A 22,865-nucleotide genomic window follows, 5' to 3' on the forward strand; every position below is an offset into this window, starting at 1 on the left:
GTTTTGCGATTTATCTTAATGCATACTGGTTGGCTATGCATTTTTATAAGGAGATTTTGCATGTTGAAGTTAGGGATTTTAAGTCTTGGTCTATTGTCTATCGCCCATAATGCTCTTGCGACATCCGCACATGATTCTGTCCGAGTGATTATCAAGTATAAAGAGCAAATAACGAGCGTTTCTTCTTTAAAGTCGCAAATAAAACAAAGCACCCAATTACCAGTGAAGCAATTAAATCCTATGGCGAATGGAGCCTATTTATTAATTCTAGATGCTACAAATAGCGCTTTTTCTAAAGAAATGGATAATGAAGATACTACTTCCCTGGTTTTGGAGCGTCTGCGTAAAAATCCCCAGGTTTTATATGCAGTAAAAGACCGAGTAAGTTATTTTAAGCCTGTTCCCGATCCTGAAATTCTGGATGCTGGTAATATACTATCACATGAAATTCAATGGGATGAGTTTTCTCGCCCTGCGGGAATCATGTTGGAATCTAAGCCAGGTTCCCGAGATGGTGCTTGGTTTTATACTACCGGTTTGTCTAAAGAGCCCGTAGTAGTTGCAGTATTAGATACTGGAATAGCCTTAAATGAAAATTTAATAAATAACCTTGTTAAAGATGATGCTGGTAATATATGGGGTTGGAATTTTGCTGGGAATAATAATAATTTAATGGATGAGACCAGATCCTATCATGGTACCCATGTAGCAGGAACAATAGCAGGTTATGGTCATGTTATGAGTGGCATGGGTGAAGACTTAAAAATTCTTCCGCTGAAAATCCCTGGCAGTAATGGAATGTTCTATGAAAGTTCTGTAATCAATGCTATTTATTGGGCTGTAGGTGGCGATGTTCCCGGAGTTCCCAAAAATATCCATCCGGCAAAAATATTGAATATGAGTTTCGGTGTGGATAAAGGACCGAATGAAGAAATTGACTATTGTGATCAGGCGTTACAAGAGGCAGTATTTTTTGCACGTGATAATGGGGCGGTTCTTGCTGTGGCGGCTGGAAATGATAATGTATGGGAGCATTTTAATGCCCCGGCAATTTGTAATGGAACTATTAAAGTCGCTTCTACTGGGCCAGAGGGTCTTAGATCCTATTTTTCTAACTATGGCCCTAGTGTGACTTTAGCCGCTCCAGGAGGAGACAAACGCTACGGACTTTGGGGAGGTATATTATCCACAGTGAATCCAGGAGGTGGCTATGGAGGTTCTGGCTTTGATTTTTATCAAGGAACGAGTATGGCAACTCCCCATGTTGCAGGTGTTGCGGGATTAATTCTTGCAGCAAGTAATAAAGAACTTGGCTCGGAGCAAATTGAACAGTTACTTTATATGACAACACACGATTTTGGAGTAAGTTCTGACTCGAATAAATCTTGTGTTGGGAAGAAACCTTGTGGTCATGGAATTTTGGATGCTGAAAATGCTGTTAAGGCTGCAGCAGCAGGATATGATTTACTCTTTTCATCCCCAAAAATCGAAAGTTTAACGATGCAGAATTGTGGAAAAAATTCATTAACACCAGGTAAGTCGCGTGTTGTTTTGAAGGGTGTTACTTGGATATTAGACAACACTGCTTGTGAATCTATGGATAGTTTTCAAAAACCTCATATAGAGCAAACTAAAAATGGCAGTATTATTGCTCATTATGGTTCGGTAAGTTATCGCCTCGATCAACGTGCTTACAAAGAATGTCATGTTATTGGCTATGATGGGGTAGGGTGTTACCTGTAATTTTTATTTACTTCTCCTGTAAGCTTATGTCCCCACGATTTTGTGGTAAAGGATTTAGTCAACCAAGGAGGGGTAAAGTTGTATATGGCCACAGAACTTAAGATTCAGTAAATATAGGGAAACGTTTCTGAATTTATTTCACGCACTGATACATAGAACGAGGTAATTGCGGTGATCCTCGCATTATCAACGGATGAGCAGGCCTAAAACGACTTCGGGGACGTTGTCTGGCCATTTATTCAAATTTTTTAAAAAAATGGGCGTAAGCGTTTTGCAGTCGCGCGTTGTTCTAATTGTTCTGAAGATATTTTTGGGGCTGGGTATAAAGTATATTGGGGACGTGGTTTATATATAGAGGGCATGATTTGAAGTACTTCTTCTGCTTGTTTTAAAAGCAGATCAACTTTGTTATTTATGGGTTGATTTAAATTAATTTTTTCATAAAGTTCTTTCGCCTCACCTATGCCATTTAATATTGCTTGATAAAATTGAGAAATAGGTCCTCTAAGGGCAGCTATATGATCAAAAATTGGTCCAATGGATTGGTGTTCTAAAAGCAGTTTTACGTTATTTTGGAGTTGTTGAATTATGCTTATGAAATGGTTGTTAAGCGAGATTAGTTTCTGCATCCCTTTAATAATTGAATTTTGCTTTACTGGTTTATTTGATTTTAATCCAAATTGGACGTGCCCCTTTTGATAATGGTTGGTAATTTTTAATAAAGCACTCACGAGTAGAGAGAGGGCATGAATCATTTGTTTTAAATCATCATTGCCTAAAGCATAAGCTAATCGATCAAAATTCATTTTAGCGGTGTGTTGTGGTTGTATCCCTAAGAGATAAAGAAGGTTTTGATCAAGTTGAAAAAGTATTGCTAGTGCATCTTGGCAACTAAATCTATATTGAAGCACTAATTGAATGGAGTACACTGTATCTTCCATAAAAGATACTTCAGCTGGTTTGGAATCTTCACAAAGTTCATCTAGGATTTTTTCAGAAGACTCAATGTTTTTTTTTGCTGCATCCACTAAGCTTTGTAATTGTTCTATCTTGATGTCATTCATGGTACTTCTTGGAAGTTTTAATCGAGAAAGCTATTTATTATATTATAAAACATAGATATGACTTTCGACAAAAATCTTTTTAATCAGCAATAAATAACCTCATAAAAATGCATAATCTCTCTTTTTTAGTCCTATGATTTCGATCATAATTATGTTGGTTTGATTTTAAAAATTTAAAGAAAAGCATAATAAAGAACTTTATAAGGTTATTTCAATAACGCGAAAGGATGACTAATCTCCTTGAGATACAAATACCATTCGCCCAAGAATAGAAAAAGTTTACTTTAAAACTAGGAGAAAAAATGTTTATTAGACCTTTAGTTGCTGTACTTAGTATAGGCATGTATTTTAGTCCTCTCTTAGCAGTTGCAGATGACATGAAAGTGTGCAATGCAACTCAGCAAGGAAATTGTGAGCGTTTTTGTCAAGCACACCAAGGAGTTAAATCGTGCATCATTGATATCACAAAAAGAAGTGGTACTTGTACTTGTGTAGATGGGACAACACACACTAAATAATGAATTAGGATTATGAAACGAGAGTGGGGAAGCTCACTCTCGTATTTGGTGATAAACCAATTGCTTTGTGACTCATGGGCATTTCATTTTATAGCCTATATATGTCATTTGATAAATCATAATCGAGCGATGTTTAAATCACAGCACGATTCAGTTACTTCATTTAAATGAGATACGACTGTAGTGAGACAACGAGTCATCAAGTAAATAGGATTAAATACAAGAGAAACAAGCGCCGCACAAGTGGCAATAATACCCATAGTTGCATCAACCACTGTATTTGCCAGAGATTGCTTAAATGCAGAGCTTGTGCTGGAACTAATTTCTGAACTAGGGCTAAAAACCGATAATAATAAGGCAGGAACAACTAACAATAAAGTTGCGATTAAATGAATCAAACTTTTCAAGAAAAATAATGCCGCATTGATACCTAACCAAAGAGGGTTATAAATGGGGCATGCCAGTAAACTGGTAAATTCATCTAAAGTTTTAATTGGCCTGAAGTAGGACTGTTGAGGAATAGGAATCAATTGCGAATATTTATTTCTTAATGAATTATATTGATTCCAACTGTATCTGACATTTGAAAAAAAACTATCTCTATAAGGCATAATACATCTCTTTTTATTTTTATTTACAGAATGATACTTTGATCATTCTGGGATTATAAAGAAATTTTTCCGCAAGCAATACGCGTACCTCCACCACCCAAAGGAGGATTATCACTATAGTTATCTCCACCCTCATGAACCATAATAGAATGTCCTTGAATGTCTTTGGTTTTTAAACGAGGTGCTAGTAGAGGGGTTATTGCGGTTCCCTTACTATCGACCATTAGTACTGGCAAATCACCCAGATGGCCTTGGCCATACGGACCTTGGTGACTGTTTGTATTTGCAGGGTCTAAATGCCCCCCTGCATTCATAGCATGGTCACCACAATCTGGATGTTGGTGAATATGAAAACCATGAATACCTGCCGGTAGTCCTGTTAGTTGGGGTTTAATGAGTAAACCGTATTGACTGTCTTCAAAAACAACTTTCCCTGCTGAAGTTCCATTAGTTGTATAAATATCACTAGTCACAGTACCTGCATTTACAGTGGTTGCAATCAATACAGCAAACATACTGAATATAATTTGATCTGAGTGATTCGTTTTGGCCATATTTAAATCCTTTTTAGTGACAATTTTTCCATTCTAACATAGCATATCGGGTATAGGTCATTTAAACATTAAATTTCAAAATAAATTAAAGAAGCAAAGACTTCTCTAAGGTTTTTATTATGACTCAATACGTAACAACGTCAAAGATTAGAACAGCTGCTTTGGAAGATGCTGCGGCTATAGCACAAATTCACATCTATTCTTGGCAAAAGATGTACAAAGATTTTATTCCAGAAACGATATTACAAAACCTATCCTTACAAGAACGGACGCAACAGTGGCATGATTTAATAATGCAAGATGTAAAAGTATTAATCATTGAAATCAATCAGCAAATTGTTGGTTTTGCGAGTATAGGTGCTTTTCATAATTTTGGTACTGATGGTTCAATGGGAGAAATTAAAGCAATTTATTTGCATCCTGATTATTGGCGCAAGGGATTGGGAACTCAATTATGCATGGCTGCTATATCTGAACTTACGAGATTAGGATATAAAAAAGTACTTTTATGGGTATTTGAAGACAATCATCAAGCGCGGAAGTTTTACGATGCCCTGGGATTTGAAGTAACAAGTGCAACCAAACTGGAAGAGTTTTATGAAGGTGGTGCTCTATTAAAAGAAGTTCTTTATCAAAAAGTAATTTAAGTTATTATTTGATCAGTTAGATTCGTAATAGAATTTAAACTATCTATATAATACAATATCGCCCCTATAATTAAAGGGAGTAATTGAAATCCCTTTAATTACTGCAACTGATCTTCTCCTTAAGGATATTTCGGAGGACTGGTACTTACCTGGTTTTCATGAATAAACGGGTTTGATGCTGAGATAAAGCATACCTAGAATGTCTTTGTCACTGATACTAAAAATCAGGACAAGGTATTTATATTGGTACTTTATACCAGCGAAGAGATGATATCTGTTTACCGGTTTTTGTTCATTTTTTCAATATGTTTTGTCTCAATTGGCTAGAGATATACTTCATTTTTGGCACTAAAAGCATAAAGCCCAAAATTTACTCGAGAATAAAGATGATTTACGTCATAAAAAACCTTGGAACCATGTCTGAGAATGAAGTAACACAAGCTTTTGCTGCCATTCCACCAGGGGTGAGCACTCTTGATCTAAGCAGGAATTACTTTTACGAAAAATCAGGTACAGAATTAGCCCAATCCTTTGCAGCCATTCCTAAAGGGGTGAACACCCTTGATTTAAGCTGGAATGTGCTTTACAAAAAATCAAGGGCTGAGTTGGTTCAAGCCTTTGAAGCTATTTCGCAAACGGTGACTTCGCTTGATTTAGAGGGGAATGATTTTTGGAAAAAGAGCGCAGAAGAATTAACGCTTATTTTTAACGCAATCCCCCAAAATGTTGCAAGAGTGTCTTTATCGGTTGAAGAATTAAATCAAATGAGTCCCGAACAACGTAAAGCCATTCAAAATCGCTATCCTTGTGTGGAGCAAGTTATATTGGTTGATGCTGAGGATAAAAATCGGAAATTAAATCCAACTTTAAGTAGGATAGATACGAATGCCTACGTTCGTTTTGGTTTTAAGGTATCACCCCAGCTTTGTTTCATACCACATCTTTTTTTGTTGCTAAAAATAAAGAAAAACTGCAGCAGTTGGCACCGGGTTTTGAGCAAATCCTCCATCCAAAACTCAAAGAAAGCATCGATCAATTTGGATGGTAACCAATAACGATGGCGTGTCAATATTTTCGAGAGTATTTGAACCTCATCACAAAAAAGAATGGGCCTGCGCTAACAAATTTTTATTAAGTTCCACAAAAAGTTTGGCATACACGTTCATGTGCTAAGGGTAAACATTGTAAATGTTCTGTATTTTTTTGTTGTTGGAAAGGATTTTTCAATACGGTTAAAAGAGTGTCCATTAAAGTGCTGTCTTTTTTTTCAATAAAATCTTTTATTGCATTTTCTACTAAATGATTTCTAGGAATATAAGCGGGGTTTACCTGATCCATTCTGTTTTTTATTTTTTGGAGGTCAACCTCTTGTTGTTTGATTTGATTTAACCAATCAGATAGCCATTGCTTACTCTGGGGTTGATCTCCTAGGGCTTTTAGTAGATTTATTTGTTCGTTATGAGAGTCAATTGCATTGCTCATAAGACGAAAAGTATTGGTAAAATCAGGCTTATATTGCTGCATTAAACTAAAAAAATTATTAACTAATTCTGCAATCTGATTGTTTTCACCAATTAAGCCCAATTTTTCTCTTACCTTTATACCCCAGTAATAATAAAAACGATCTTTAAATGAATCCAATATCTCGTGTAATTGAGTTAACACTTGTTTTTCATTTGGATCAAATAAAGGCACTAATGCATGCTGAAATTGAGCTAAATTCCATTTGGCAATGGAAGCTTGATTGCCAAAAGCATATCGACCAGTAACATCAATGGAGCTAAATACAGTATCAAAATCAAATTCATCCATAAATGCACAAGGACCATAATCAATGGTTTCCCCAGATATGGTCATGTTGTCTGTATTCATAACCCCATGAATAAAACCGACACCCATCCACTCAGCAATGAGGCTGGCTTGGCGATCAACAACGGCTTTAAATAATTCAAGATAAGGATTTTCACTTTCTAAAAGTGCAGGATAATGTCGTTCGAGTGCGTAGTGAGCTAATGATTTTAATAAATGAGGCTCTTTGAGTGATGCCGCATATTCAAATGAACCTACTCGTAAACTGCTCGAAGCTATTCGAGTTAAGACACCTAGAGGTACAGGACCATTTTGGCGATAAATTTGCTCTTCACTTGCAATCGCCGCCAAACAACGAGTGGTGGGAATTTTTAAACCATTCATTGCTTCACTGATGAGATACTCTCTTAAAACCGAGGCCAATGGGGCTCTACCATCACCCATTCGAGAAAACTTTGTTCTGCCGGCTCCTTTTAATTGAATATCCCATCGTTTTCCTTCTTCGCTACATGCTTCCCCAAGCAAAATTGCACGACCATCACCTAAAAGAGGTGCATAATAACCGAACTGATGTCCTGCATAAGCCAATGCAATGCTCTTAAGATGTGCTGGAATCCAATTTCCCGCATAAAATTGTAGATATTTTTTCTCATTAGCAGGAGATATGTGGGGCACTCTAAGAAAAGAGGCCAATTCATGATTGAATTTAACTAAAGAGGGACTTGCAATAGGTGTGGGATTAATTACCTCATAAAAATCAGCGGGTAATTTTAAATAAGAACTGCTGTAAATGTTAGAAACCAAAGCAAACCTCATAAATGTTCTATTTTAAATGTTTCATCAACATCCTTCAATTTAATCAATAAATATATTAGCGCCATTATCGTTGAGATAGAATAACATGGAACAAATTAGGGTCAGGCGTCTACCTGAGCCATAGCGTCAATAAACCACCCGCTTGCGCAGAGGCGGACGTTTCGCTGTACCTAAATCCCTCACGCCTGTTGTCACCTTCCGCAACAGTGAGAGACCTCAAAAACAACAAGCCTTGCCGGACATTTCCTCTTACAACCTCGCTTTCACAGACCCCCTGCTTGCGCAGAGGGTGACGTTTTTGTACCTAAATTTTTATCATACCTGTCACCTGCCACAACAGCGAGAGGTCTCAAAAAATAACAAGCCTTGCCGGACATTTCCTCATGCGGCATCGCTTTCAGAGACTCCCTGCTTGCGCAGAGGGTGACGTTTCGCTGTACCTATACCTTCCTCACACCCGTCAACTTTTGCCTGTGGCTTGTGTGAGGCCAGCTAAAAGTTCCTTAAGTCAATGTAAGTGATCTGTAATCCGAACGAATATGGATAAATGCTCCGTATTTTTTATTGAGAGCCTGCGTTAATTAAAGGATGTATATACATTATAGTTCTTGAATTAGTTGTTATGTATTGGCCTTTTAAGTTCTATATATAAAATGTATGCTCGTTCCACCCAATCCCTCAGGCAAGTAAACTCCTTCAGCTTATTGTACTTGCGTCTCGTCTGGGGCCTGATGAATGACTTTATATCCTTATTCATGAGTTAATTTTTTTCTGTTCCCATGTTTTCCGATCTGTTTCTGCACAAATTAACATTAAACGGATTTGGCAGGATTTGAATTCAAATGATTATTTTTGGGGTAAGCATGATTGAACAAAAAGCTGAGTTTTCTTGCATGGAAAATAACCTTGATTTGAAAGTTTTTTAAAAAGTTGATCACAACATTCTATGAGGCTCATGAAGTCGTGGTAGTTAGCACCTTGGCTTAAAAGAAACGCAGCAGCTTCTCGAAATAAGGTTAAGCTGGATGTGAGTTTTAGAGCATCAATTGTTCCCCCCATTAATACGGTGATAGGAGTTTTTTCAAGTTGACGTAATACTAATTGAGCCATTTCGTAATAATTATTAAAAAGTTCTTTATGTTGTATAAACTCACAAGCTTCATTCAGATCTACTATGCCAAAATATTTAGCAGTAGAACTATATCCAAGGGCAGCTAGTTGAGGAAAAATATACCAGATCCAATGGCTCTGTTTTTTGCCTGCTTTGATTTCTGCATAAGCGCTTTGGTAGGAAGGATAAAAATCTTTGCCTTGTTGTGCATCAATGAAACGTTGAATAGGATGCATCAGAATTATCCTTAAGGCGCTGAAGAAGTTTCACTACAATTATTAATAGTAAAGTTGGGATTATAGAATAAGTAAAATAAATTTTTTAGATAACGCAAAAATTGATTTTATCCCCCAAGACTTTTAATGTCTTGGGGAAAAGAAAAATTAGTAGCTTAAAATTCGTCGTAGCTCTGCTTCTTGTAAGCGGGTAGCAAATGATTCATCAGTTTCTTTTACTGTAGCCCTTGCATTATCAATTGAAGCAACATTGATTTTACTCCGGGTTGGGGTGGCAAAGAAACGTTGATTTTTCGTTGCATCGAAGAGATTATCGAGATGCTTTTTATAGTTTTCTTCCGGGGTGTCAATAACTTGATTTGTTTTTAAGGGATAAGTCCATGTCTCATGATCTGTTTTTTGGTGTTTTTCTGGTGGGACTAATTCTGTTTGTTCAGTAACTCGCTTAGCAGAAATTTCCCGGGGTTTATGTTCGAATAATTGCTCGACAGTAGTTGTCCAATGCGTATTGCCTTCATTATTTAAGGCGATTGTGGGATAACCAGGGATAGGGGTGCCATTAATTTGACCAGCAACATGGAGATTTACTTTTAGTCTATCTGCAATTTCATTTAAATCACTATGCGTGGCCCATCTTCCCCTATGCTTAATTTTTTCAATTCCGTTTAAAATAATAGAATGAGAATTTCTGCTGTTCATAGACAGTACGTCAATTAACAGCGCTTCTTTCACATAAGCATTTTCGATTTTTTGTGCTTTGTCAAAGGGTTGCCCTCTAAGTATTGGTTGAAGTGAACGAGCGGTATTTTGCGCTAATTGCAACACCTCAGGAGATAATGCTAATTCATTATACTGGCTTATCTGCTCTAAGCTGCGGTTTCTTCTTAAATAAAATTGTACTAACTCCATGAATTTGCCATAGACAATTGAACCTTCAACCTTAGTTTGCTCCTCATTTGAGGTTAATTCTATGTATGTTCGGTTTAACAGATCTTCTTTATTGACATTAACCGTAATGTTTCTTAAAGACATTTGTAGTGCAATTAGCTGATCTTTTTTGTAACTGTAAGGTAAACAAGCTAACCAATCTAAGTCTATAGCCAGGATGTCTTGAAGACTCATGCCAAGACCTTCTTTTTTCCAGCGATTAAAAGTTTTGCTTTTTCCACTAGAATAATATTCTTGTTGAATTACATGGATTAAACCTATTGCGAAAGCATAAAATCCACAATCACCACCACCAGGATTATCTATTCTAAAAGGCATGTTTAGACTCACTCTGTAGTTATATGGAGCCATTATAATGTAGAAATATTAAGTAATTATTATGTTTGAAGTATAAAATGGTCGTTGCAATAACAAAGTGATTTTTTAGAGTTTCCTGTCTTTTATCCATGAACTAATTTCAGTCTGACTTTCATCAATTACTTGAAGAACTTGTTGATATAATTTCTCTAATAATTCATGTTGGCCATTTTTCCAGCAATTCTCTAGATATTGACAAGCAATTTTCATGCGGGTGGCACCGACATATATAGCGCCGCCTTTTATTTTGTGAGCAAATTTTTGCACTTCTTCCCAATCACCTTGAGCATGTGCTTTTTTTAGCATAGAACTGTCTTCAGCTAATGAATATTCAAGCATAAGTTTGAGCATGTCAAAAAGTGTTTTTTCTGTGCCAGTTGTTTTAATTCCTTCTTTAATGTCGAATATTGGAAATGCGGAAAGGTCAAAAAAACGTGCTTCTGAATTAGATAAATCAGCGGCTTCGATCTTGGGAGTTTGTATTGAAGGAATAAAAGTATTCAAAATATCACGACAATTTTTAGGGGTTAATGGTTTATTGATGACCGCGTTCATGCCTGACTCAATACATCGTTGTTTGTTTTCATCCCCTACATGGGCTGTTAGGGCAATGATTGGGGTATGGAGATTTTTCGCAATTTCTTGTACACGAATGTGATGCGTTACTTGATAACCATCCATGTCGGGTAAACCTATATCCATAAATATCAAATCATATTTATTTTGTCTCCAATAGGTTAAGGCAGATTGCCCATCAATAGCTATATCTACATGACAGTCGCACTGATTGAGGAATGTTTTCGCTACAATTTGTGCAATTGGATTGTCCTCAACGACTAAAATTCGGTGTTGAAACAATGTTGTGATATCGGATTTATTGATATTGCTTTCCGTCTTATGTTTTAGATTTATCTTTTTTAGATCAGCAAAATCTTGGTCAACACCAGTATCATCTTCTAAAAGAGCCATTTTTAATGGGATGATGCAGGTAAATATTGTTCCTTTGGAAACAGTACTTTTGACATAAATTTCTCCATCTAACTCATCAACAAATTGTTTGAGCACTGCAAGACCAAGACCCGCTCCTTTATAGATTCCTTTGTAAGAAGGGGTGAGTTTTTTGAATTGAAGAAAAATTTCTTGTTGTTTGTCTTGGGGAATACCTATACCAGTGTCTTCTACTATAAACTTCAGAATGACTTCACGACCTTCTTGTTTGGCAAGTTGAGCTGTCAATTTTACAAAACCGGAATCAGTAAAATTTAACGAATTAGTAAGCAGCTCGAGTATAATTCGATGAATGCGAATATTGTCACCAATGAGATATTTAGGGATATTTTTATCAAAATCAAGCGATAACTCAAGATGCTTAGAAAATGCTTTAGCTTTATTTAAATCAATCAAATGTTGTAATAGGTTTTGTAATTCAAATTTTTTTTTCACTCTAGGTATTTCGCCCGAGCTTACATGGATTGCTTCAAGAACTTCATCCATAAAATCAAGTAAAGCATGGCTGGAGGCTACCAGGTTATCTGCATATTCTTTGATGCGAGGATTTTGAGCTTCCTCCTTAATGATGTCGGAGAACCCGACAATGCCAGTTAGTGGGGTACGAATATCATGGCGCATATTTTCAAGAAACTCTGTCTTGGCACGATTTGCTGTTTCAGCCTTTTCTTTAGCAATATTTAGCTCAGCTTCGATTTTTTTTCTCTCGGTAATGTCAACAGACATCCCTAATACGCCTATGATTTCACCATTTTTATTGCGTATTGGTGATTTATGGCTTAAAAAAATGGCTTCTTTTCCCTTTACTTGAATGATTTCTTCAATCACTTCTGTTTCTCCAGTTTCCAAAATTTGGCGATCATTTTTGCGAATCAACTCTGCTTGCTCTTTTTCCCAGGGTAAATCGAAGTCAGTTTTTCCAACAACTTCATAGCCAAATTGCAATCCAGCACTTTGTGCTTGAAGATTATTACATCCTTGATAAACGCCATTTTTATCTTTCCAATAAACATGACCCGGCATATGCGCAATAATGTTTTCTAATGTAGATTGAGTATTTTCTTGGTTTGAACGAAGACGTTCTTCTCTTTGTTTGCGGTGGGTAATATTCAAAGAGACACCAATAATACCTATGACATTTCCCTGATCATCTCTTAACGGAGTTTTTTTAGTTAATACGGTAACTTGTTGCCCATCAGCTAAGGTTGCTGTTTCTTCCATTTCTAAAGAAGAATTTAGCTCCATTACCCTTAGGTCATTATTGCGTATTGTTTCAGCGGACTCTACCCATGGCATGTCAAAATCGGTTTTACCTATTACTGAATTCATTCCGACCATTTCAAGCATAGTATCATTGCATCCTAAATATCTTCCTTCTGTATCCTTCCAATAAACACTCCCGGGTAGGGCTTTGATAATATGTGTGAGAATTAGTGTATTTGAATCCACAGATAGGAGACCTGTAGATTTTTGATGATAAACAGCTTTGTCTCTAGTCTTCTCTGCCATATTTAATTCTCATTGTTATTTTAAAGTTATAGACCTATTATTGGTCATCTACAAGGTAGAATTTTTATTTGTAAAAGTGAATTTATATGATTCATTTTGATAAGAAAAAAATATTGTTTTAAATTTTTATTTATCTAGGTTTTTTAAAGAGCAGGGAAATTGATGGCGTAAATAAAAGTTAAGCTATGCTAGCGTGAGAATTCTGCTAAAAGGATAAGCCAGGCTTCAATTTATTGACTCACATTAAGTTTAATGTACAAACCATTGTCTAAAATTTTCAAATTTTGACGTTCGAATTTAATCTGATTTATATATCCAATATCCAGATTTGTGGCTGTAGACAGTTGTTTGCCTATACCAAAAAAGTAACGATTTTGAGCAAAAAATTTATCACTTACCCATGGTGGATGATTAAAATTTAAAAAACTTTCATCGAAGGTTACAAGAGAGTATTTTGTATTATGCACAGGGATTTTAAGAGTTATTTGCTCTCTTAAGCGCGTTGCCCATTCATAGTGAAGTGTATTTTTTCTCTCCTCTAAACGAGAGCGATTCGATATGTTAACAAAATCAGTTTTATAAATATTCCATAAAAACTGCTGCCAGATCACATTTTCATGAGAAATAACGCCTTCCGTATTTTCAGATAAAAAGTAAGCTGCACCTATATAAGGAGTGAATTTAGAGCTAAGTTGGTATCCAGTGGCGTAATAAAAATGGAGTTCACTAAGGCCATAGCGGTCATCCAGCACGATTAATCGCGGTTCGAGATAATATTTCCATTTCTCATGGTTTCGAGTTATGGGGCCTATAAAGGTTCCGGTTAACCAAAAGCTCCCATAACTTTGTGTTTCTGGATGTGTTGTTTGACAAACAAAGGACACTAATAATAAGCCCCAAGCCCTATTAATGAGCAATTTCATAGCATGTTTACTTTGTAGTAAATTAACCTAACAGCGCGCGAATTATTCTTAATTTAAGTTGATTATAAGGTTTATATTTAATTGGTGGCTCAAACCAAAAGGATTTTTTCACAATGCTCTTGAAGTGACTAAAGCTTTTAAAGCCTGCCTCACCATGGTAACTTCCCATCCCGCTTTCCCCAACTCCACCAAAAGGAAGGTTAGAATCACAAATATGCATCAGTACATCATTAATACAACCTCCACCGAAAGAAACTTCGTGGATGACTTGGGTTGGCAGTTGCTGATTTTTTCCAAAGACATAAAGTGCTAGGGGACGTGGGCGTGCTTTTAGTTCTTGAAGAATGGGTTTTAGTTCTGAAAATGGAATTACCGGTAAAATAGGGCCAAAAATCTCTTCTTTCATAATTTCATCTGTGAAATCCACATCCTTTAGAATAGTTGGCTCAATGTAATTTTCTGCTTCGATGACTTGGCCACCTACATATACTTTTTGTGGGTCTATAAGTTTTTTCAAGCGCTGTACGTGTTTTTGATCAATAATGCGTACATAGCTTTCACTATCAATAGGATTCGGGCCTATAATTTTATTGAGTTGGTTTTTTAGCTCTGCTAACAGAGGATGATAGATTGAATCTTCGACAAGAAGATAATCAGGTGCAATACATGTTTGACCCGCATTTAAAAATTTGCCCCAGACAATGCGCTGCGCGGAAGTTTTCAGATCCGCATCACTAAAAACAATACATGGACTTTTTCCACCTAATTCGAGCGTTACAGGCGTTAGGTGTTCTGCTGCGGCTTTAGCAACAACTTTCCCTACAGCTGTACTTCCAGTAAAAAATAATTTATCAAAACGGTGGCTGAGAAGTTCTTGAGTGATTTCAACACCACCTTCTACTACATGAAGATAGTCAGAATCAAAATTTTGATTGATAATTTGAGCGATTACAGATGATGTATTTTTTGTTAACTCACTGGGTTTAATAATGCTGGTATTTCCTGCAGCTATCGCTGCGACTAAAGGGCTTAAAGTAAGTTGGTAGGGGTAATTCCATGCTCCAATAATTAATGTAGTCCCATAAGGTTCAGGAAGGATAAAACTTTTCCCAGGTTGATTTACCAATCCTGTTCTTATTTTTATTGGTTTTGACCATTTGGCGACATATTTAATGGCTTTATCAATTTCATGATATATCAATGCAAGCTCAGTCAAATAGGTTTCAAATTGAGATTTTTTAATATCTGCATAAAGAGCTTGAAAAAGTTCTTGTTCTTTTTGCTTGAGAATATCCTTTAATTTTTGCAGTTGCTGCTTTCGGAAAAGAATCTTTTTAGCTTGCCCTGCCATAGCGAATTTTCTCTGCGCTTCAACAACTGTATGAATATCCATAAATAGCCGCCAGGGTAAAAGTGATTATAGTTGCAGTAAAAATATCATTTTATGCAAATAAAAAAAATTTCGCCATAGGTAATATCCTTTACTTGAATCATGGTGAAGTAAGATAATAGGAGACTCCTTGCATCACTACGACTGTTATTTTATTGCTGCGATGCAAGTGAGCTATTTTTAATTGGGTTTTATTAAAATCTGATCGCTTTTTGAATACAAAATTTCTTCTTGTATCTCTGTTATTTTTTTTAAGTATGCTTTTTCTTTATTCCCTTTTTTTTCACATAGTTTTTTTTCTTCGGGTTTCATTCTCAATAAAAGTTGAATGTATTCATCAGTAACTGTCTGCGTTTCATCAGAAAATGTATCCGATAATGTTCCAGTTGTTACAAGATCAATTAAGACAGGATTTATTGATTTTTGTTTTAGAAAAGAGTGCTGTGAAAAACATGATGTGGTTTTAGGCTCAGCTTTTTCTTTAAGATCTCGCAAAACTTCATGCATCATTTTGAGAAAAATAGTTAATCCTTCAATGGGATTAATTTCACCAATAGACGTGCGGCGAATAATTTCTAAGCATTGCGGTCTGCAGGTATTTTCTAACACATCATCGAGATCATTAACAAATGAGGGTAACTCGACAGTTGAGTTTAAGTTATCCAGAAAGTGTGTATTAGACAACAAACTTTTAAGTTTTTCTCCAGTTTCTTTGTTTTGATAGATGGTATTGTCAAGTAATGAAGGAGTGAAGCTGCTATGACATGCTTCAGTGATGCATCCATCATCGATTGTTCGGCCTCTACCATATTGTAATGTAGTTTGCGTATATGTTGGGAAAAAATATGTTTTATAATAAGCAATTAATGTGTAAAAAAACAAATCAACCCGTCGATTCGCATGCTCAATTATTGATGCTTTTGAGAGTGCTAGAAGTTCTTCTGGATCATTTTGTTTCGTAACTAATTGATCATTTGAATAAGGTAATGAAAGTGCGGCGCTTTGGTTGTCGTTATAACTAAATCTACTGCGTCTTTTGTGTGAAAATTGTTTGTGTTCTTCTTTTTTTAATTTTTCAAAAAAACTTGAATCGGGTATTTTTGTAGCAGGGCTCAAGGCCATTTTTTTATTTATTTTAGGAATTGGTAATAAATTATTTTCGCCTGCGGAAAGGATTGATTGGGAAAAAGCTCGAGAGGATAAAAATGGTTGAGTTTTTTTTTGTGTTATAATTCCCTTATTCATTGTAAAAAATCGCTTCATCTTAGCCCCTCCTAAAATTATCATTGTGTCATAATCATCATCGAAGTGTTTCAATAATAATCATTGCATAAAGCAGTATAATTTGACAAGAACTCTTTTTATTTGGAAAAAGCAAGTGACATAACCCTATATGGATAAAGAAATTAGGGGGCAACGATACAATCCATTTCGATGGATCAATAAAGAGAAAAAGTTTAGAGCCATATTCTGATTTGTTATCGAGGATTAAATTATTCTCGGTAGGAGATACCCAATATATTTAATCCCCGTTCAATATCATCTGCTACTGACGGCCTTGATAATAAATATTCGCCGGTGCATTTTGTTAATTCATCCTGCGCAAAATTAAAGGCATCTTCCCATTCATCTTGGCTATAATCGCCACGACCTAAATACATTAATGCGACTAAAGTTGCTTGCTGATCGGGACGTAAATCATCAATGTATTCAACTACTTCTTGATATACTGGGTCGTCTTGATGATCAGCCAAAACATAAAGTGAGTCCATTTCAGCTGTTTCCTCGGGAAAACTAACTTCTTCCTTAGCTTGAAATTGCCGTGCTTTATCAAGAAGATCACAAATGGTTTCTGTATCAATATTCAACATATTTATCTCCCTTTTCTATATGTTATGGATCACAAACCACTCCCTTAAAATAACAACTATAAGGAGAAGGTGATGCAGCTGTTTACTCTCATGAAGAGATATCCTAGGATAAATAAAATATAGTTGATCTAAATTATTTCTGTTATTTTTTAGATGATGTTTTCGACTGGATAAATTGAAGGACTACAAAATAATTTTTGGTGCATAAAAAATATCCGAATCCTGACCCACAAAAGTGTAATTTAAATATGTTAACAAAAAATTTAGTACTTCTACTTTGCCTGACTATTTTTTTACCTTGTAAGTTTACCAATGCAGCTCCAGAAGTAATAAAGCAAAAGATTGATCATACAGTAACCGTTTTTATGCAAAATAATAATGTTCCTGGATTATCCTTAGCCGTACTCAAAGATGGCAAGCCTTTCCTCATTAGAGGGTATGGTTACGCCAATCTTGCAACAAAAACCCCTGTAGATAAAAAAACACTTTTTGGTATTGGTTCGGTTTCTAAAGTAATTACTTCTTTTGCGCTTATGACCTTGGTACAAGAAGGAAAAATGAATTTGAGTGACTCTATCCTGGACTATGTGCCTAAAGCTCCCCAGCAATGGCGTAATGTGACTATTATACAATTACTGTCTCATTCCAGTGGTATTCCTCAACATTCCGGGCCACATTTACCTTGGATAAAAGAATGGAAAGAACTGGCAAAGAAAAATATGCAATTTCAACCTGGAACCGCAGTAGCCTACAATAATTTCGGTTTTGTGGTGTTGGGACGTGCTATTGAAAATGTAAGTCACCAATCATTAATTGATTATTTATCACACACCATTTTTATTCCTTTAGGTATGAATCATACAGGGTTACCCAACTCACTCTTTCCACCAAATTTGGCAACAGGATATCAAACTAAAGAGGGACAGATTATTCCCAATCCCAATCAAAAGTCATGGCAGCAGATGGGAGGTTCTGGTGGAGTCGTATCAAATATCAGTGATATGGCAAAATGGGATAATGCTATGTCTGCAGGAAAAATATTAACACCCGCCGCTTATCGTCAAATGTGGACACCAGTCCGTTTAACAAACGGGGAACCTGCTGGTAATCAAAACTGGGCTTGGTCTTTAGGATGGCAAGTGTCTTCTATCAATGGCAAGCATCGCGCATTCAAAAATGGGGCTATAAGAGGTTACAGCAGTTGGATAGAGCGACATCTTGATGATCATGTGAGCATCATCATTCTCACAAATACTAATCATGTACCATTACAACGACTGGCAAGACTTATTTTCAATCAAGTGATGAATGCAAAATAATCCCCACCTTATTTTGTGGCAAATAAATTGGATTGATGTAAAAATTGATTTAAAAATAAAAAGTTGTCTTGAACCGTTCTTATATAGAGGAATGGCTAGAAGTCATTTGCAATAAAATTTATTGATTTATCTATTCCAATAACTATAGTTAATATTATACATACTATTTTGAATCAATGGACTTATGCTAAGGAGGGTATTAACATGAAAAGCTCTAATGAAAATCAAGTATACACACCAAAAGAACACATAGAAGCAGCCGCCAGTCAATTATTAAAAGAAGGAAAAAAGAAAGTTAATAACCTTTACGAAGAGGGAATTCATAAGGCAACCGATGTGGAAGAGAGCATTAAAGAGTATTCCGATCATATATTAAAGAAGATACAAGAAAATCCATTATCTTCTGTTTTGATTGCTGGTGGGATAGGATTTTTATTATCCAAGCTTATGAAAAAATAATGGAAGCTTTCAAACAATTAGAAGCTCTTATTGCAGCAAAAATATCTACTATTAGAACAGTATTGTCTGTATTTCGTCTTGAGGCCAGGTTGGCTGGGCTTAGTGTTTTTCCTTTATTGTTGAATATATGCATGCTGTTAGTAATATTTATCACTGTGTGGTTAACTGCAATGTTTTTACTAGGATATTTTGTTGCATTGTCTTCTGAAAGCCTTGTTTTAGCCCTTTTTCTCATTTTACTGCTGAATATAGGGCTATTGCTAGGACTGACTAAATACCTGTCTTATAATTTAACTAATATGAGTTTTCAAAAAACCAGAGAATATTTTTCACAACAGAGTACTGAGCATGAAAAACTCAAGAAAACAGATCATTGCACAAATTGCTCAGATGGATAAAGTGTTGCAAGGTCAGAAGAAAGAGCTGACGGAGCATAAAGAGTATTTTGTTCAAAGTAAATTAACTCATTATCATTTGGGAGTCGTAGTTCTTATTGCTTCTGCCTTTTTTATAGGGTGGAAAACCGAACGTAAACAATGGGGCAATAAAGTGATGCAAGTCGTAGAAGAGGTTGGGACTTTGGCTTTTCTTAACTATTTCAAAAAAATGTTATTCCTTCTTTTAAGTAATAATCAAGAAGATGAATCCAAGTGATCTTTCAAAAAAAATGGGATGCGCTCTTCTAACCAGTATCGAGTGTTTTGCGCAATAAACCCTACATGCCCTCCATACTGGCTTATCTCTAAAAGAATATCTGATGATAATTCATGAAGCTTTGGAATTACATCAGGGGTCATAAAAGGGTCATCTAAAGCATGAATAATCAATGTAGGTGTTGTTATATTCCATAGGTATTGCCTTGAACTTGATTTCTGGTAGTACTCATGAGCACTCGAAAAACCATTTAATGGGGCTGTAATTTGTTCATCTAACTCATACAGTGTTTTTATGGACAGTAATGTTTGTTTCGTAAGTGTCAGCTGATGATTGATGATATTTAATTTTTGTAAAAAAAGATTTCGCAATCGCTCCAATAAGTGGGTTTGATAGACCCGAGAAAATCCTTTATTTATCTTTTGAACGGCAGTGTTTAGTTGAAAGGGCACAGAAACTGCAACAGCTGTATCAATTAAAGATTGTTGGCCTGTTTCTCCTAACCATTTGAGGAGTATGTTACCACCTAATGAAATTCCAACCACAGCTTTTTTTGTTGCAGGTTCTCGCAATTTTAATTGACTTAGAACATAAGCAAAATCGCTCGTATCACCTCCATGGTAAAAACGCGGCAAACGATTAGGGCCATTTGCTCCTCGAAGATTCATTAAAACGGCTCGGTAGCCAGATCTATTGAATGAATTAAATAAACTGGCAACGTATGCTGAATTGATACTACCGCCTAATCCATGCAGTAGAATAATTAATGGGGAATGGTTATTTAAATTGCCCGTACTCCAGGCCAAATCAATAAAATCACCATCCGGTAACTCAACGCGCTCACAAAAATTGACAGGGGCTTGTAATCGATTTGTAAAAGTTCGAAACAGAGTTTGCCCATGCTGATTTTTAAGCCATTTAGCAGGCTTAAATTCACTATTAATGATCATGCCCTGTTTTTTCCGAAAAATTGATAGTGTGTCTCTAATAGTTAAGTATAAAAGAGTACTCAAAATAAATAAATAATGATCATACCAGGCAAGAGTTTCAGATAGAGTGCCGATACTAAAATTTCTTTTTTAATTTCAATGCCTTAATTTAAAAAAAATTAATTTTTTTCAACATGGTTATTGTGTTACGATTATCTAATTATTTTGTGGATATTCCTATTCAAAGTGAATATATAGGGGAGTTTGGATGCAAGTAAAAGCAGCAGTGGCCTTTGAGATTGGGAAGCCATTAGCAATCGAAATGGTTGAATTAGAAGGCCCCAAACAAGGTGAAGTTCTTATTGAAATTAAGGCAACCGGTGTTTGCCACACAGATGCCTTTACTTTATCCGGTGCTGATCCAGAGGGTATTTTTCCGACGATTTTAGGCCATGAAGGTGCGGGTGTTATTGTTGAGGTTGGTCCTGATGTAACTTCTCTAAAGCCAGGGGATCATGTCATCCCTCTGTATACTCCTGAATGTCGCCAATGTGACTATTGTCTTTCGCAGAAAACAAATCTTTGCCAGGCTATTCGGTCAACACAAGGTCAGGGACTAATGCCTGATGGAACAAGTCGCTTCAGTCTTAATGGTAGAAAATTATTTCATTATATGGGGACTTCAACTTTTGCAAATTATACTGTTTTACCTGAAATTGCAGTGGCAAAAATCCGTAAAGATGCGCCTTTTGACAAGGTGTGTTATATCGGATGTGGTGTGACCACCGGCATCGGCGCTGTACTCTATACCGCCAAAGTTACTCCAGGAGCGCGAGTTATTGTTTTTGGTTTGGGTGGTATTGGGCTTAATGTAATTCAAGGTGCTCGGATGGTTGGAGCAGAACAAATCGTTGGCGTTGATATTAACCCCAAACGTCAGGCTTTAGCTCAAAAGATGGGGATGACCGATTTTGTTAATGTCCAGGAAGTTGGTGATGATTTAGTGGCACATCTTGTAGAGCTTACTAAAGGAGGGGCTGATTATAGTTTTGAATGTGTTGGTGATGTAAAACTGATGCGCCAAGCTCTTGAATGTTGTCATAAGGGTTGGGGGATCTGCACAATTATCGGAGTTGCTGGAGCAGGACAGGAGATTTCAACCCGACCATTTCAGTTAGTTACCGGAAGGGTATGGAAAGGCTCAGCATTTGGGGGGGCACGAGGTCGCACCGATGTTCCTAGAATTGTCGATTGGTACATGGATGGAAAGATTAACATAGATGATTTAATTACTTATGTTTTACCGATAGAACAAATTAATAATGCCTTTGATTTAATGCATAAAGGTGAATCTATTCGAACAGTTCTCACTTTTTAATCTTTGTTGAGTTGAATAAATGACTATTGATCTAATCGAAGAGCACTATTGTTTTGGAGGTATTCAACGGGTTTACGCACATCAATCTTCAGTAAATCATTGTATGATGCGTTTCGGAATTTTTTTGCCACCACAAATACACACACAATGTGTTCCTGTCTTATATTGGTTGTCTGGATTAACGTGTACAGAACAAAATTTTATTACTAAATCGGGTGCACAACGTATGGCTGCTCAATTAGGCCTTGCATTGGTTACTCCTGATACCAGTCCTCGAGGAGTTCACTTGCCAGGAGATCAAGATAGTTATGATTTTGGAATCGGGGCTGGTTTTTATGTGGATGCAACGCAAGATCCATGGGAAAAATACTATCAAATGTCCACTTATGTGTGTGAGGAGTTACCTAATTTACTCCAGCGATATTTCCCTCTTGACGAACAAGCATGTGGTATTTTTGGACATTCAATGGGAGGGCATGGAGCCTTAACTTTGGCTTTTAAAAACCCAAAAAAATACCGTTCGGTTTCTGCATTTTCTCCTATTTGTGCCCCTACTCAATGTGCATGGGGACAAAAAGCCTTTACTGGTTATTTGGGTGAAGATGAGGAACAATGGAGGGGGTATGATGCGTGTCATCTCATTGTAGAAAGGGGATGGCCACATAAAAAGATATTAATAGATCAGGGAACTCAAGACCCTTACTTGCAAGAACAATTAAAACCTGAGCTATTTCAGCAGGCCTGCTTGAATGCTTCAGTTGATCTTAATTTACGGATGCAGGAAGGTTATGATCACAGTTACTATTTTATTGCGAGTTTTATTGAAGAACATTTAACTTTTCATGCTTCACTACTAAAAGGCAATTAGCTTGCTCTTCCCGATGTTTAGTGGGGGTATCAATAATCAAGAAGAAACTTAAATGAGTCAAAGAATCCATTGAGTTGTTGCTTAGGTTATTTTTCTTAGTTGCATTATTGCGTCCTTTACGGATTTTTTCATTGGCAAATAAT

22 protein-coding genes are annotated in these 22,865 nt (G+C 36.3%); 10 read left to right on the forward strand and 12 right to left on the reverse strand.

The genetic code is table 11. From position 1 onward, the window contains the following. Positions 1-60 precede the first annotated feature (60 nt). The gene (locus EKG34_RS02705; protein WP_003635765.1) at positions 61-1,743 is read left to right on the forward strand and encodes a S8 family serine peptidase; all 1,683 of its coding nucleotides are present in this window, start codon (positions 61-63) and stop codon (positions 1,741-1,743) included. A 248-nt stretch (positions 1,744-1,991) separates the two neighbouring features. On the opposite strand, the gene EKG34_RS02710 is transcribed toward EKG34_RS02705, so the two are convergent. Then, positions 1,992-2,807 (reverse strand): hypothetical protein, encoded by an 816-nt coding sequence (locus tag EKG34_RS02710; protein WP_003635766.1) that lies wholly within the window; start codon positions 2,805-2,807, stop codon positions 1,992-1,994. Positions 2,808-3,109: 302 nt separating this feature from the next. Between EKG34_RS02710 and EKG34_RS02715 the strand changes: the two genes are divergently transcribed. Continuing rightward, the gene (locus tag EKG34_RS02715) at positions 3,110-3,325 is read left to right on the forward strand and encodes a hypothetical protein (protein WP_003635767.1); all 216 of its coding nucleotides are present in this window, start codon (positions 3,110-3,112) and stop codon (positions 3,323-3,325) included. A gap of 116 nt (positions 3,326-3,441) precedes the next feature. On the opposite strand, the gene EKG34_RS02720 is transcribed toward EKG34_RS02715, so the two are convergent. Beyond that, positions 3,442-3,936, reverse strand: a complete 495-nt coding sequence (locus tag EKG34_RS02720) for a hypothetical protein (protein ID WP_003635768.1) — start codon at positions 3,934-3,936, stop codon at positions 3,442-3,444. 53 nt (positions 3,937-3,989) lie between these two features. Further along, the gene (locus EKG34_RS02725) at positions 3,990-4,490 is read right to left on the reverse strand and encodes a superoxide dismutase family protein (RefSeq protein WP_003635769.1); all 501 of its coding nucleotides are present in this window, start codon (positions 4,488-4,490) and stop codon (positions 3,990-3,992) included. A 119-nt stretch (positions 4,491-4,609) separates the two neighbouring features. Between EKG34_RS02725 and EKG34_RS02730 the strand changes: the two genes are divergently transcribed. Together EKG34_RS02730 and EKG34_RS02735 are read left to right on the forward strand one after the other, a co-directional pair. Next, complete coding sequence (locus EKG34_RS02730) at positions 4,610-5,137, forward strand: GNAT family N-acetyltransferase (RefSeq protein WP_003635770.1); 528 nt, start codon at positions 4,610-4,612, stop codon at positions 5,135-5,137. Positions 5,138-5,553: 416 nt separating this feature from the next. Further along, positions 5,554-6,192 (forward strand): hypothetical protein, encoded by a 639-nt coding sequence (locus tag EKG34_RS02735; RefSeq protein WP_223800047.1) that lies wholly within the window; start codon positions 5,554-5,556, stop codon positions 6,190-6,192. Positions 6,193-6,268: 76 nt separating this feature from the next. Here the strand turns inward: EKG34_RS02735 and EKG34_RS02740 are convergent, their stop codons facing one another. The 8 genes from EKG34_RS02740 to EKG34_RS02775 all read right to left on the reverse strand — a co-directional run bounded on the left by EKG34_RS02740 (position 6,269) and on the right by EKG34_RS02775 (position 17,115). Beyond that, on the reverse strand, positions 6,269-7,762 hold the full coding sequence (locus tag EKG34_RS02740; protein WP_003635772.1) for a protein adenylyltransferase SelO: 1,494 nt from the start codon (positions 7,760-7,762) through the stop codon (positions 6,269-6,271). 846 nt (positions 7,763-8,608) lie between these two features. Continuing rightward, the gene (locus tag EKG34_RS02745) at positions 8,609-9,109 is read right to left on the reverse strand and encodes a DUF1810 domain-containing protein (RefSeq protein WP_003635774.1); all 501 of its coding nucleotides are present in this window, start codon (positions 9,107-9,109) and stop codon (positions 8,609-8,611) included. 147 nt (positions 9,110-9,256) lie between these two features. Next, positions 9,257-10,375: a hypothetical protein gene (locus tag EKG34_RS02750; RefSeq protein ID WP_003635775.1), complete on the reverse strand. Its 1,119-nt coding sequence runs from the start codon at positions 10,373-10,375 to the stop codon at positions 9,257-9,259. A gap of 105 nt (positions 10,376-10,480) precedes the next feature. Next, entirely contained in the window at positions 10,481-12,931 is a 2,451-nt protein-coding gene (locus tag EKG34_RS02755; RefSeq protein ID WP_080619956.1) for a PAS domain-containing sensor histidine kinase, read from the reverse strand. A 230-nt stretch (positions 12,932-13,161) separates the two neighbouring features. Beyond that, positions 13,162-13,854 (reverse strand): DUF2490 domain-containing protein, encoded by a 693-nt coding sequence (locus EKG34_RS02760; protein WP_003635777.1) that lies wholly within the window; start codon positions 13,852-13,854, stop codon positions 13,162-13,164. Between the two features lie 22 nt (positions 13,855-13,876). Beyond that, positions 13,877-15,247 (reverse strand): aldehyde dehydrogenase, encoded by a 1,371-nt coding sequence (locus tag EKG34_RS02765; protein ID WP_003635778.1) that lies wholly within the window; start codon positions 15,245-15,247, stop codon positions 13,877-13,879. A 177-nt stretch (positions 15,248-15,424) separates the two neighbouring features. After that, positions 15,425-16,507 (reverse strand): hypothetical protein, encoded by a 1,083-nt coding sequence (locus EKG34_RS02770; RefSeq protein WP_003635779.1) that lies wholly within the window; start codon positions 16,505-16,507, stop codon positions 15,425-15,427. A gap of 230 nt (positions 16,508-16,737) precedes the next feature. Continuing rightward, the gene (locus EKG34_RS02775; RefSeq protein ID WP_003635780.1) at positions 16,738-17,115 is read right to left on the reverse strand and encodes a DUF3775 domain-containing protein; all 378 of its coding nucleotides are present in this window, start codon (positions 17,113-17,115) and stop codon (positions 16,738-16,740) included. Between the two features lie 248 nt (positions 17,116-17,363). On the opposite strand from EKG34_RS02775, the gene EKG34_RS02780 reads away from it, so the two are divergent. The 4 genes from EKG34_RS02780 (at position 17,364) to EKG34_RS02795 (ending at position 19,547) form a co-directional block, all read left to right on the forward strand. Next, on the forward strand, positions 17,364-18,434 hold the full coding sequence (locus tag EKG34_RS02780; protein ID WP_003635781.1) for a serine hydrolase domain-containing protein: 1,071 nt from the start codon (positions 17,364-17,366) through the stop codon (positions 18,432-18,434). A gap of 204 nt (positions 18,435-18,638) precedes the next feature. Further along, positions 18,639-18,893, forward strand: a complete 255-nt coding sequence (locus tag EKG34_RS02785) for a hypothetical protein (protein WP_003635783.1) — start codon at positions 18,639-18,641, stop codon at positions 18,891-18,893. Beyond that, positions 18,893-19,291 (forward strand): hypothetical protein, encoded by a 399-nt coding sequence (locus EKG34_RS02790; RefSeq protein ID WP_003635784.1) that lies wholly within the window; start codon positions 18,893-18,895, stop codon positions 19,289-19,291. Before EKG34_RS02785 ends, EKG34_RS02790 begins: the two co-directional genes overlap by 1 nt. A gap of 1 nt (position 19,292) precedes the next feature. Continuing rightward, entirely contained in the window at positions 19,293-19,547 is a 255-nt protein-coding gene (locus tag EKG34_RS02795; RefSeq protein WP_225316926.1) for a hypothetical protein, read from the forward strand. Here EKG34_RS02795 and EKG34_RS02800 read toward each other — a convergent pair. Beyond that, the gene (locus tag EKG34_RS02800; protein ID WP_003635789.1) at positions 19,526-20,497 is read right to left on the reverse strand and encodes a hydrolase; all 972 of its coding nucleotides are present in this window, start codon (positions 20,495-20,497) and stop codon (positions 19,526-19,528) included. The two genes, EKG34_RS02795 and EKG34_RS02800, sit on opposite strands and share 22 nt — an antisense overlap. 247 nt (positions 20,498-20,744) lie before the next feature. Between EKG34_RS02800 and EKG34_RS02805 the strand changes: the two genes are divergently transcribed. After that, a complete protein-coding gene (locus EKG34_RS02805) occupies positions 20,745-21,854 on the forward strand; it encodes an S-(hydroxymethyl)glutathione dehydrogenase/class III alcohol dehydrogenase (RefSeq protein ID WP_003635791.1) in 1,110 nt (369 codons plus the stop codon). 19 nt (positions 21,855-21,873) lie between these two features. Beyond that, entirely contained in the window at positions 21,874-22,722 is an 849-nt protein-coding gene (fghA, locus tag EKG34_RS02810) for an S-formylglutathione hydrolase (RefSeq protein WP_003635794.1), read from the forward strand. Positions 22,723-22,865 lie beyond the last annotated feature (143 nt).

The sequence above is a fragment of the Legionella longbeachae genome (genome assembly GCF_004283175.1).
Taxonomy (GTDB): Bacteria; Pseudomonadota; Gammaproteobacteria; order Legionellales; family Legionellaceae; genus Legionella; species Legionella longbeachae.

Bases quoted from the DNA above. Each gene is read 5' to 3' on its own strand.
- EKG34_RS02705 (WP_003635765.1), top strand. From the start codon at position 61: ATGTTGAAGTTAGGGATTTTAAGTCTTGGTCTATTGTCTATCGCCCAT.
- EKG34_RS02710 (WP_003635766.1), bottom strand. From the start codon at position 2,807: ATGAATGACATCAAGATAGAACAATTACAAAGCTTAGTGGATGCAGCA.
- EKG34_RS02715 (WP_003635767.1), top strand. From the start codon at position 3,110: ATGTTTATTAGACCTTTAGTTGCTGTACTTAGTATAGGCATGTATTTT.
- EKG34_RS02720 (WP_003635768.1), bottom strand. From the start codon at position 3,936: ATGCCTTATAGAGATAGTTTTTTTTCAAATGTCAGATACAGTTGGAAT.
- EKG34_RS02725 (WP_003635769.1), bottom strand. From the start codon at position 4,490: ATGGCCAAAACGAATCACTCAGATCAAATTATATTCAGTATGTTTGCT.
- EKG34_RS02730 (WP_003635770.1), top strand. From the start codon at position 4,610: ATGACTCAATACGTAACAACGTCAAAGATTAGAACAGCTGCTTTGGAA.
- EKG34_RS02735 (WP_223800047.1), top strand. From the start codon at position 5,554: ATGTCTGAGAATGAAGTAACACAAGCTTTTGCTGCCATTCCACCAGGG.
- EKG34_RS02740 (WP_003635772.1), bottom strand. From the start codon at position 7,762: ATGAGGTTTGCTTTGGTTTCTAACATTTACAGCAGTTCTTATTTAAAA.
- EKG34_RS02745 (WP_003635774.1), bottom strand. From the start codon at position 9,109: ATGCATCCTATTCAACGTTTCATTGATGCACAACAAGGCAAAGATTTT.
- EKG34_RS02750 (WP_003635775.1), bottom strand. From the start codon at position 10,375: ATGCCTTTTAGAATAGATAATCCTGGTGGTGGTGATTGTGGATTTTAT.
- EKG34_RS02755 (WP_080619956.1), bottom strand. From the start codon at position 12,931: ATGGCAGAGAAGACTAGAGACAAAGCTGTTTATCATCAAAAATCTACA.
- EKG34_RS02760 (WP_003635777.1), bottom strand. From the start codon at position 13,854: ATGAAATTGCTCATTAATAGGGCTTGGGGCTTATTATTAGTGTCCTTT.
- EKG34_RS02765 (WP_003635778.1), bottom strand. From the start codon at position 15,247: ATGGATATTCATACAGTTGTTGAAGCGCAGAGAAAATTCGCTATGGCA.
- EKG34_RS02770 (WP_003635779.1), bottom strand. From the start codon at position 16,507: ATGAAGCGATTTTTTACAATGAATAAGGGAATTATAACACAAAAAAAA.
- EKG34_RS02775 (WP_003635780.1), bottom strand. From the start codon at position 17,115: ATGTTGAATATTGATACAGAAACCATTTGTGATCTTCTTGATAAAGCA.
- EKG34_RS02780 (WP_003635781.1), top strand. From the start codon at position 17,364: ATGTTAACAAAAAATTTAGTACTTCTACTTTGCCTGACTATTTTTTTA.
- EKG34_RS02785 (WP_003635783.1), top strand. From the start codon at position 18,639: ATGAAAAGCTCTAATGAAAATCAAGTATACACACCAAAAGAACACATA.
- EKG34_RS02790 (WP_003635784.1), top strand. From the start codon at position 18,893: ATGGAAGCTTTCAAACAATTAGAAGCTCTTATTGCAGCAAAAATATCT.
- EKG34_RS02800 (WP_003635789.1), bottom strand. From the start codon at position 20,497: ATGATCATTAATAGTGAATTTAAGCCTGCTAAATGGCTTAAAAATCAG.
- EKG34_RS02805 (WP_003635791.1), top strand. From the start codon at position 20,745: ATGCAAGTAAAAGCAGCAGTGGCCTTTGAGATTGGGAAGCCATTAGCA.
- fghA (WP_003635794.1), top strand. From the start codon at position 21,874: ATGACTATTGATCTAATCGAAGAGCACTATTGTTTTGGAGGTATTCAA.